This is a genomic window from Cupriavidus sp. GW821-FHT07C08 (assembly GCF_059419025.1).
The window spans coordinates 38,724-48,103 of sequence record NZ_JBWKQZ010000043.1 but is presented as its reverse complement, the minus strand read 5'-3'; the positions used below and the strand labels follow the sequence as shown (position 1 = coordinate 48,103).

The window sequence follows — 9,380 nt, the reverse complement described above, 5'->3', positions numbered from 1 at the left end:
CCCAGGTCGCGCACGCGGACTACGACCGCGGGCCGCACCACCCCTACTACGCGCTGCTGGCACGCTCGGTGCCCGAGCTGCGCCGCGGCTGGATCGATGAAGTCGATCTGCACAGCGAAGGCGAAATCGCGGCTTCGCGATAACGCCAACCGGCCGGCGCGGTGCCAGCAGGCGCCGGCCGGGAACATCCACGCGAATTGCGCCGCCATCGGCGCGCGTGGCTTGTTCGGCAAGCCGCCTGGCGCTCAGGGCGCGCACAGGTGACGGGATTGCCGCGCGGGTTTCAAATGCAAAGCGGCCGGCTTACGCCGGCCCAAAGCTGACAAATCTGAAGCCCCCCTTCCAGGTCAGGCATCCAGCCAGACGTTCTCCGCAAACGAATAGCCCATCAGACCCCCCAGCGGGATCGGTGACAACCCTTTAAGCTTCGACGAATGTCCGTCGATGCTGGCCAGGAACAACGGGATACCGATGCCGGCGTCCTCATGGATCATGGACTGCATGTCGGCATACAGCTGCCTGCGTTTGCCGGTATCGGTCTCGGCCCGCGCCGCCAGCAGCAGCTGGTCGAACTTGGGGTTCTTCCAGCGCGATTCGTTCCACGGCGCATCGGACTTGAAGAACTGTGTGAGGATGGTATCGGCGCTGGGGCGCGGGTTGACGTTGCCGAAGCCCACCGGGCTGTTGAGCCAGTGGCTCGACCAGTAGCCGTCGGCAGGCATGCGCTTGATGTCGAGTTCCAGGCCCACACGCTGCGCAGTCTGCTGCATCACCATCGCGATCTCCACCGAATACATGGCGGCCGGCGAGGTCACCACCGGCACCTTGCCCGTCACGCCGGCTTTGCGGAAATGGAACTTCGCCTTTTCCGGGTCGAAGGGTCGCTGCGGCAGCTCCTTGAAGAAGAACCGGTTGGTGGGGTCGATGGGCTGGTCGTTGCCGACCACCGCATAGCCGAGCGCGATCGCCTTTTTCATCTGCTCGCGGTCCTGCAGGTACTTCATTCCCATCAAGAAGTCCGGGCTCACGCCAGGACCCACGTCCTTGCGCATGATCAGGTCTGAGTATTGCCCCGATTGCGTGACGAGGATGCCGTAGCCAGGCGTACCCTTGACGCGGGCCACGGAGCGCGGGTTGACAGAGGCCACCAGGTCCATCCCGCCGGACAACAGCGCGTTGACACGCGCACTGTCGTCGGCGATTCCGACGAACTCGATTTCGTCGAGATAGGGCTTGCCGGGCTTCCAGTAGGCGCCGTTGCGCACCACGAGCGTGCGCACGCCGGGCCTGAACTCCTTGATCTTGTAAGGTCCGGTACCGATTCCTGCGCTGAAGTCGGTGGTGCCGTCCTTGACGATGAGAAAGTGGAAGGTGCCCAGGATCACCGGCAGGTCGGCATTGGGGCTGGTCAGCACCACCGTGACCTCATTCGGGCCAGTGGCTTTCACGCTCTCGATCTGCTCGGCCAGCACCTTGGCCTTCGAAGCGGTGGCGGGGTCCTTGTGGCGCATGATCGAATACACCACGTCGGCCGGGGACAATGCCTTGCCGTCGTGGAAGGTCACTCCCTTGCGCAGCGTGAAGACCCAGGTCTTGGCGTCGGTGGTGTTGAACGACTCGGCCAGGGCAGCCCGCGGCGTCAGGCTTCTATCGAGCGAGGTCAGCCCGCTGTAGACCATGTTGCAGCGCACGTAGTCGTTCTGGTTCGACTGCTTGGCCGGATCGAGCGTATCGGAGGCAGCTGCCGTGGCGACGGCCACGCGGATACGGCCACCACGCTTCGGTGTCTCTGCATGGGCCTTGACGGCCACGCCGGCCAGGCTGCCGGCCAGCGTGGCCTGCATGCCGCCTGCCAGCAGCATCGCCAGCACGTCACGCCGCGTGGCGCCGCGCTTGAGCAGATCCATCACACGAAGGCTCTCGCCGGGGCCGACAAGGTTCTCGAACTCGTTACCGCTATCGTTCATGGTTGGTGTGCTCCTGATTATTCTGAGTGGGAAACAGAGGGATCGCGGCGAGCTCAGCAGGTGCGCAAAGCTCAGCCAAGCCGGTCCTTGAGCTGGTAGTACAGCCCTACCGCCGGCAGGAACCACGGCGGGCCGAAATGCCCGGGAATGGCGGGCCAGTCGCGCTCGCGCCATGGATTGGCAGCCGCGTCGCCGGCCATCACCGCAGCCATGCGTTCGCCCATGTGCACCGACATCTGCGTGCCGTGGCCGCTGTAGCCCATGGAGTAGAACAGCCCGTCGCGCTCGCCGGCATGCGGCAAGCGGTCCTGCGTCATGTCGACCAGTCCGCCCCAGCAATAGTCGAGCCTGATGTGGCCGAGCTGCGGGAAGATCTCGGCCAGGCCGGCGCGCAGGATCTCCCCGCTGGCAGCATCCTGCTGCGGGCTGGAGACCGCAAAGCGCGCCCTGCCGCCGAACACCAGCCGGTGGTCCGGCGTGAGGCGGAAGTAATGGTGAATGTTCGCCACCGTGACATAGGTGCGGCGTTTGGCCAGCAGCGCCCGCGCCCGTTCGGCGCCCAGCGGCTCCGTGGTCACGATGAAGCTGCCGATTGGCACGATGCGCCGGCGCAGCCAGCCGAAGCTGCCGTAGCCGCCGTGGCGCGAAGCCCCGGTGGCGAGCAGCACCTGCCGGGCCAGCACCGTGCCGCGCGCGGTGTGCAGGCGGTGCACCTGGCCTTGCACGCGCTCGATGCGGCGCACGCAGGTGCCAGTGTGGATCTGTGCGCCGTGGCGCTGCGCGGCCACGGCCAGGCCTTGCGCGAAGCGGCCCATATGCATCTGGCCGCTGCGCTTGTACAGCAGGCCGCCGTGAAAACGCTCGCTCTGCACCTCGGCACGCACGCGCGCCGCGTCGAGAATTTCCACGTCGGTATCCACGCCGTCGGCAACCAGGCGCTCGGCGCTGCGCCGCAGCGCTTCCATCTGGTGAGCCTTGGTGGCGAGCTTGAGCTTGCCGTTGCGCTGGAAGTCGCAGGCAATGCCCTCGTCGCGCACGATGCGCTCCACGGTATCGACCGCGTCGTCATAGGCGTGGTACCAGCCGCGGGCGCGCTCCACGCCCACCCGGGCGGCCAGCTCCGCGTAGTCCACCGCCAGCCCGTTGTTCACATGGCCGCCATTGCGCCCCGAGGCCTCGGGTGCCACGGTGGCCCCAGCCTCCAGCACCACCACGCTTGCCCCACGTCGGGCCAGCGCCAGTGCCGCCGAAAGCCCGGTGAAGCCACCGCCGACGATGGCCACATCGACCTGCGGCGGCAGTTCGTGCGCGTCCAGTGCCAGTATTGGCACCGAATCGTTCCAGTAGGATTCAAGCTTCATGGTGGGGACGGAATTGTGGAAGGTCAGTTCAAAGACCGACGACGCCGGGCAGGCCACCGATATCCTGGATCTCGGTGTAGCGGTACGCCGCGTTGCCCGGGCCGTGACCACGGTTCACGAAAACCTTGTTGACGATGCCGATATCGTCAGCCGACATCAGGTCGTAGCGCAGGCTCGACGACACATGCAGCACATCCTCCGGGTTGCAGCCCAGCGAGTCGAGCATGTACTCGAAGGCCTTCAGGCGCGGCTTGTACGCCTGGGCCTGCTGCGCGGTGTAGACGCGGTGGAACGGCGCGCCGAGCATGGCCACATTCTTCTGGATCTGGGCGTCCGAGGCGTTCGACAGGATCACCAGCGGAATCTCCTTGGCCACCTTGGCCAGGCCGGCGGGCACATCCTCATGCGGGCCCCACGTCGGCACGGCGTCATAGTATTGCTGGCCATCGGTGTCGAAGTACTGGATCTTCCACTTCTTGCACAGGCGGCGCACGGCGTTCTTCAGCACCACTTCGTAGGGCTGCCAGTCGCCGAGCACCTCGTCGAAACGGTAGGCGCTGAAGTCGGCGATGAACTGCTCCATCTGCTCGGCAGGGATGCGATCGGCGAACAGCTCGCGCGTCATTTCGCCCATGCGGAAACGTGTAAGCGTGCCATAGCAGTCGAAGGTCACGTACTTGGGACGGAAGGTCATGGTCTCTGATCCTCAGGGTTTTCCGGTCGGCGACCGGGGTGGAGCCGCGCATTGTCCGGCGCAGGCGACAGAATTATTTCGAAGGGATTAAAGCACGCGGCCGCACCGCGTTTATATGGAAATGAGGCCGGGGCACGCGGCGAAACTGCGGTTTGTCATGGGTCCCGCGGCATGTCATGCGGTGGGCACCGCGGGAGTGCGCAGGCGAGCGATGACGCACCGCTAACGCGCCGCAGCAAAATCGATCAGCACGCTTTTGAAGCGCAAATTCGCCTCTACGGCCTGGCGCCCCAGATCCTTGCCGATGCCCGACTGGTGGTAGCCGCCGGTGGGAATCACGAAATCCGAACTGCGCCCGTAGCGGTTGATCCACACCGTTCCGGCGGCGATGCCGCGCATGGCGCGCAACGCCCTTCCGATATCGGCCGTGTGTACGCCGGCGGCCAGGCCGTAACGCTCGTGCGAGGCCAGCGCCAGGCCCTCTTCTTCGTCGTCGAAGGTTTGCACCGTGAGCACCGGACCGAAGATTTCCTCCTGCACGGCAGGATTGTCCGCGCGCACGCCCTCGATCAGCGTGGGCTGGAAAAATGCGCCGCCCGGGCCGCCGTCGAACAGGCCGCCACCGCTGCGTACCCGCACGCCCGCGCCACGTGCGCGCTCGACGATGTCGAGGATGCGCGCCGCCTGCGCTGCCGAGATGATGGGCGGCAGCGTCGCCGCGTCATCCCAGGTCGCACCGGGCCGCTGCGCGGCAAAGCTTGCCGCGACGCGCTCGACCAGTGCCTCGGCGATGCCGCGCTGCACAATCAGGCGCGAGCCCGCGACGCATACCTGGCCCGCATTGCCGGTGATGGCGCCGGCAATGATGCCGGCCAGCCGATCGAGGTCCGGCGCGTCATCGAATACCAGTTGCGGACTCTTGCCGCCCAGCTCCAGCGTGACTGGTTTGGGGCCATGCAACGCGCAACTGGCCATGATCGCGGCGCCCGTTTGCGTCGATCCCGTAAAGGTCATTTTCGAGATCAGCGGGTGGCGCGTGAGCGCATCGCCCGTGGTCCGCCCATCGCCCTGCACCACGTTGAACAACCCCGGTGGCACGCCCGCCTCGATCGCCAGCTGAGCCAGGCGCACGGCCGAGAACGGCGTCATCTCGGAAGGCTTGAGCACTACTGCGTTGCCGGCGGCAAGCGCCGCGCCCACCTTCCACGACACCATCACCAACGGGAAATTCCACGGGGTGATCGCTCCCACCACGCCATACGGCTCGGCCACCACCATGCCCAGGTTATCGTGCTGCGTGGCCGCCACGTCTCCACCGATCTTGTCGGCGTATTCGGCGAAGAATCGCAGGCCTTCGGCGGTGAAAGGCACATCCCAGGCCGAGGCAGCGCGCACCGGCCGCGTGGAGCACACGGCTTCAAGCGGCGCCAGACACTGCACATCCGCTTCGATCAGATCCGCCCAGCGACGCAGCACGCGCGCCCGCTCGCGCGGGGCACGGCGCGCCCAGTCGCTGGTGCGCCACGCCTTCCATGCGTCCTGCACCGCCGCATCCACGGCGGCGGCGTCAGCCAGCGGCAGCTCGGCATGCACCTGGTTATCGGAGGGGCGCCGCACGGGGATGCGGCCGGCATCAGGTACGAGCCGTCCGCCAATGAAATGGCCCGAGGGAACGGAGACAGTCTGGGGGTCGAATATTTGCACGGAAGGCGGGGCGCCGCGGGTCGGCACCGTTAGTGGATTCATGACTAAATGCTAGACAAGAAGGCTCAGCATTTGTCTTCGTTACGGACCGCGCTACCGCATCGAATTGCGAAACTGCCACCTCAGGCGGACGATTCTTGCATCCTACGTATAAACCCGAGGGCGTTCGGGCTCCGGCGCGGGGAACTGATGCTGCCGCTCTCCCCCACCCCTCTTCCACTTCGCGGGAGAGGGGTGCGTTGCCGTGAGCTCTCGGCGCTGTCAGGTGCGCGAGCAGGCGATGCGTGACGGTTTGTTCCGTGGCATACCGACGCGGGTCACTTCGTTGTTATCAGGCTCTAGCAACCGCACGAGGCGCCACCATGTTCTCCGGGCGCAGGATATCGGCCAGCAGCTCATTGCTGATCAGCTGCTCGGATTGCACCAGCTCCACGACGGTGCGGCCAGTCTCCTGAGCGAGCCTGGCGATGCGCGTGGCATTCTCATATCCGATGTACGGATTCAACGCAGTCACAATGCCAATCGACCGCTGAACCAGTGCGGAACACTGATCCGGGTTGGCGGTAATGCCCTCGATGCACTCATGGTCCAGCATCCGCACCGCCCGATCGAGTAGCCGGATGGAGTCAAAGAGCTTGTAGGCAATCAGCGGCTCCATGGCATTGAGCTGCAACTGACCCGCCTCGGCGGCCAGGGTCAGCGCAGCATCGTTACCTGCTATTTCAAAGGCCACCTGGTTCATCGCTTCCGGAATGACCGGATTGACTTTGCCCGGCATGATGGAGCTACCGGGCTGGCGCGCAGGGAGGTTGATTTCCGCAAGGCCAGCCCGCGGTCCGCTCGACAGCAAACGCAGGTCATTGCTGATCTTCGAGAGCCTCAGCGCGGTTTTCTTGATCAGGCCTGAGAGCAGTACGAAGTCGCCCATGTCCGATGTCGCCGCAATAAGGTTGGCTGCGGATCGGATCGGGAAGCCGGAGAGCGCCGCCAGCTCCTCAATGGCGATCGCCTGATAGCGCGGGTCGGCGTTGATGCCGGTGCCGATCGCCGTACCCCCCAGATTCACGGCGCATAGCGCAGCCGGGATGAGCGTGCGAAGCTGCTCAAGGTCCGCGGATACGGTGTCGGCCATGGCACGGAACTCCTGTCCAAGCGTCATGGGAACCGCATCCTGGAGCTGGGTGCGGCCCATCTTCAGGATGGCGTCGAACTGCTCCCCCTTGCTCGCCAGGGTCGCGGCGAGGTGGCCAAGGCTCTCCGTCAGCGGGAGATGCGCAAGCAGCAGCCCCACGCGGATGGCGCTCGGATACGCATCATTGGTCGATTGCGACATATTGATGTCGTTGTTGGGATGGAGATGCTTGTAATCGCCCTTCTCCTGTCCCAGGTGTTCCAATGCACGGTTGGCCAGCACTTCATTGACATTCATGTTCGAGGAGGTGCCCGCGCCCCCCTGGATCATGTCAACGACAAACTCGTCATGTAACGCCCCGTCAATGACTTCCGCGCATGCCGTTGCAATGGCAGCATGCTTGACGGCGTCCAGCAGGCCGTTCCGGTGATTGGCATTGGCGGCCGCATGCTTGACAAGGGCCAGTGCTTTGACAAATTCGGGATACTCGCCAAGCCGGCGGCCGGAGAGGTGAAAATTCTCCTTTGCCCGCAGCGTCTGCACACCGTAGTACAAGCTGTTATCGAGGTTGCGGACGCCCAGGAAGTCCTTCTCCTGGCGAGTGGATTGCAGTGTGGTCATGGTTTGGCTGAAGTGCTGATGGGTTGGATTAGGGCGCAACAGCACAGTGGCGCAACCATGCTGCATGGCAACAAGCTTAAGAGCAGTCATAACGACGATGGTACCGATCGCAGCGCACCGTGCGGCAGTGAATTGCGTTTTGCCGCAGCGTACAAGCAGATTGTTGGGCCGCCTCGAAAGGCTTGGCCGGCCGCCTGCGTCGTGGGGCACCCTTGCGGTCATCCCAGGGCCAGGACGTCAATTTGTCGTCGGACTGCGATATCAGTTCTGATTTCGGATCGATGCCATCGGCAAGGGATGGCACGTCGACAGCCTGCAAGCCCGCCAGCGCACAGCGTGCCGAACGCGAGCATAAATAAAGAATTTCCTTCCGTTTTCCTGCCGGTTTACGCAAGCTCCCGTTGAATATCCCCGTCTAGAATTGGCCCCATTACCCGCAGCCCTGGTACCGACCATGGCGGAATCTCGTTATCTCTCAGGAAGATCGTCATGACGACCCGGACTTTCAACATCGCCGTGATCCCAGGTGATGGCATCGGCAAGGAAGTAATGCCCGAAGGCTTGCGCGTGCTCGATGCCGCCGCCAGTCGCTTTGGTATCCGCTTGAATTTCACCCATATCCAGTGGGCAAGCTGTGACTACTACGCCGCCACGGGAAAGATGCTGCCGGACGACTGGAAGACGCAACTTTCCAGCATGGATGCCATCTATTTCGGCGCTGTCGGCTGGCCGGATACCGTGCCGGACCATGTCTCGCTATGGGGGTCGCTGCTGAAGTTCCGCCGCGAGTTTGATCAATACATCAACCTGCGTCCCGCACGCTTGTTCGAAGGCGTGCCCTGCCCGCTTGCCGGCCGCAAGCCGGGCGATATCGACGCGATCATCGTGCGCGAGAACACCGAAGGCGAATATTCATCAGTCGGTGGTGTGATGTACGAAGGCACGGATCGGGAAGTGGTGATGCAGCAATCCGTCTATTCGCGGCTTGGGACCGATCGTGCGCTGCGTTTCGCGTTCGAGCTGGCGCGGCAGCGCCAGCGCAAGCACGTCACCGTTGCCACCAAGAGCAACGGCATCGCCATCAGCATGCCATGGTGGGACGGCCGGGCCGCAGCCATGGCCGAGCAGTATCCGGACGTGAGTTGGGACAAACAGCACATCGACATCCTTTGTGCCCGCTTCGTGCTGCAGCCCCAAAGGTTCGACGTGGTGGTGGCTTCCAATCTGTTTGGCGATATTTTGTCGGACCTCGGCCCTGCCTGCACCGGCACGCTCGGACTGGCGCCTTCAGCCAACCTGAATCCGGAGCGCAAGTTCCCGTCGCTGTTTGAGCCGGTGCATGGCTCTGCGCCGGACATCTATGGGAAGAATCTGGCGAACCCCATCGGGATGATCTGGTCAGGCGCCATGATGCTCGATTTCCTCGATGCCGATGCCGGGCGGAAGGCGCACGATGCCATTCTTGCCGCCATTCAGCGTGTGCTGATCCACGGTCCGCACACCGCCGACCTCGGCGGCAATGCGTCGACAACGGAAATGGGAAAGGCCATCGCTGCCGAACTGGAAAACGCTTGACTGTGACGCCAAACAAAACAACTGCATCAGTGGCCCCGGCGGCAACGTCCTGATTCCCTCGGCGTCAGGACAAATGCTCTTGCGGCTCTTTTGCCTGACGCCAATCCACCGTATCAAAGCCCTCCGTTCAATCGAGTTGCGGTGCGCGCTGAGCCTGGCCTGGCTTTGGCATAGCCAGGGCAGGAACCTTGCGGCGCGGCAGATCCCTTCATTGCCGACGAAGCGGGTGCCAAACCGGTCGCCCGCGCATCAGTTCGCCACCGAGGGATCCGTCAGCGCTCCAGAGTCCGTCGTGCAGTGAAGAGACTTTCCCGTCAGAATGCGGT

The 9,380-nt window shown here is 64.1% G+C and carries 6 protein-coding genes; 1 reads left to right on the top strand and 5 read right to left on the bottom strand.

Features of this window, described 5'->3' with window-relative positions; all coding sequences use genetic code 11:
- Nucleotides 1–347 precede the first annotated feature (347 nt).
- The 5 genes from AC07UK_RS35715 to AC07UK_RS35695 all read right to left on the bottom strand — a co-directional run bounded on the left by AC07UK_RS35715 (nt 348) and on the right by AC07UK_RS35695 (nt 7,479).
- Nucleotides 348–1,967, bottom strand: coding sequence for an ABC transporter substrate-binding protein (locus AC07UK_RS35715; protein ID WP_494693911.1), 1,620 nt, complete (start codon nt 1,965–1,967; stop codon nt 348–350).
- A gap of 71 nt (nt 1,968–2,038) precedes the next feature.
- Nucleotides 2,039–3,328, bottom strand: coding sequence for an NAD(P)/FAD-dependent oxidoreductase (locus AC07UK_RS35710; RefSeq protein ID WP_436221682.1), 1,290 nt, complete (start codon nt 3,326–3,328; stop codon nt 2,039–2,041).
- A gap of 28 nt (nt 3,329–3,356) precedes the next feature.
- Complete coding sequence (locus AC07UK_RS35705) at nt 3,357–4,022, bottom strand: haloacid dehalogenase type II (RefSeq protein WP_013956691.1); 666 nt, start codon at nt 4,020–4,022, stop codon at nt 3,357–3,359.
- A gap of 222 nt (nt 4,023–4,244) precedes the next feature.
- On the bottom strand, nt 4,245–5,768 hold the full coding sequence (locus AC07UK_RS35700; protein ID WP_436221681.1) for an aldehyde dehydrogenase family protein: 1,524 nt from the start codon (nt 5,766–5,768) through the stop codon (nt 4,245–4,247).
- A 289-nt stretch (nt 5,769–6,057) separates the two neighbouring features.
- Nucleotides 6,058–7,479 carry an aspartate ammonia-lyase gene (locus AC07UK_RS35695; protein WP_494687929.1) on the bottom strand — a complete coding sequence of 474 codons (1,422 nt, stop codon included), beginning with the start codon at nt 7,477–7,479 and terminating at the stop codon, nt 6,058–6,060.
- 489 nt (nt 7,480–7,968) lie between these two features.
- On the opposite strand from AC07UK_RS35695, the gene AC07UK_RS35690 reads away from it, so the two are divergent.
- Nucleotides 7,969–9,054, top strand: a complete 1,086-nt coding sequence (locus AC07UK_RS35690) for a tartrate dehydrogenase (protein ID WP_436221680.1) — start codon at nt 7,969–7,971, stop codon at nt 9,052–9,054.
- The last annotated feature ends 326 nt before the right edge of the window (nt 9,055–9,380 follow it).

Coding starts and splice junctions, on each gene's coding strand:
- AC07UK_RS35705 (WP_013956691.1), bottom strand. CDS start 4,022: ATGACCTTCCGTCCCAAGTACGTGACCTTCGACTGCTATGGCACGCTT.
- AC07UK_RS35690 (WP_436221680.1), top strand. CDS start 7,969: ATGACGACCCGGACTTTCAACATCGCCGTGATCCCAGGTGATGGCATC.
- AC07UK_RS35710 (WP_436221682.1), bottom strand. CDS start 3,328: ATGAAGCTTGAATCCTACTGGAACGATTCGGTGCCAATACTGGCACTG.
- AC07UK_RS35700 (WP_436221681.1), bottom strand. CDS start 5,768: ATGAATCCACTAACGGTGCCGACCCGCGGCGCCCCGCCTTCCGTGCAA.
- AC07UK_RS35695 (WP_494687929.1), bottom strand. CDS start 7,479: ATGACCACACTGCAATCCACTCGCCAGGAGAAGGACTTCCTGGGCGTC.
- AC07UK_RS35715 (WP_494693911.1), bottom strand. CDS start 1,967: ATGAACGATAGCGGTAACGAGTTCGAGAACCTTGTCGGCCCCGGCGAG.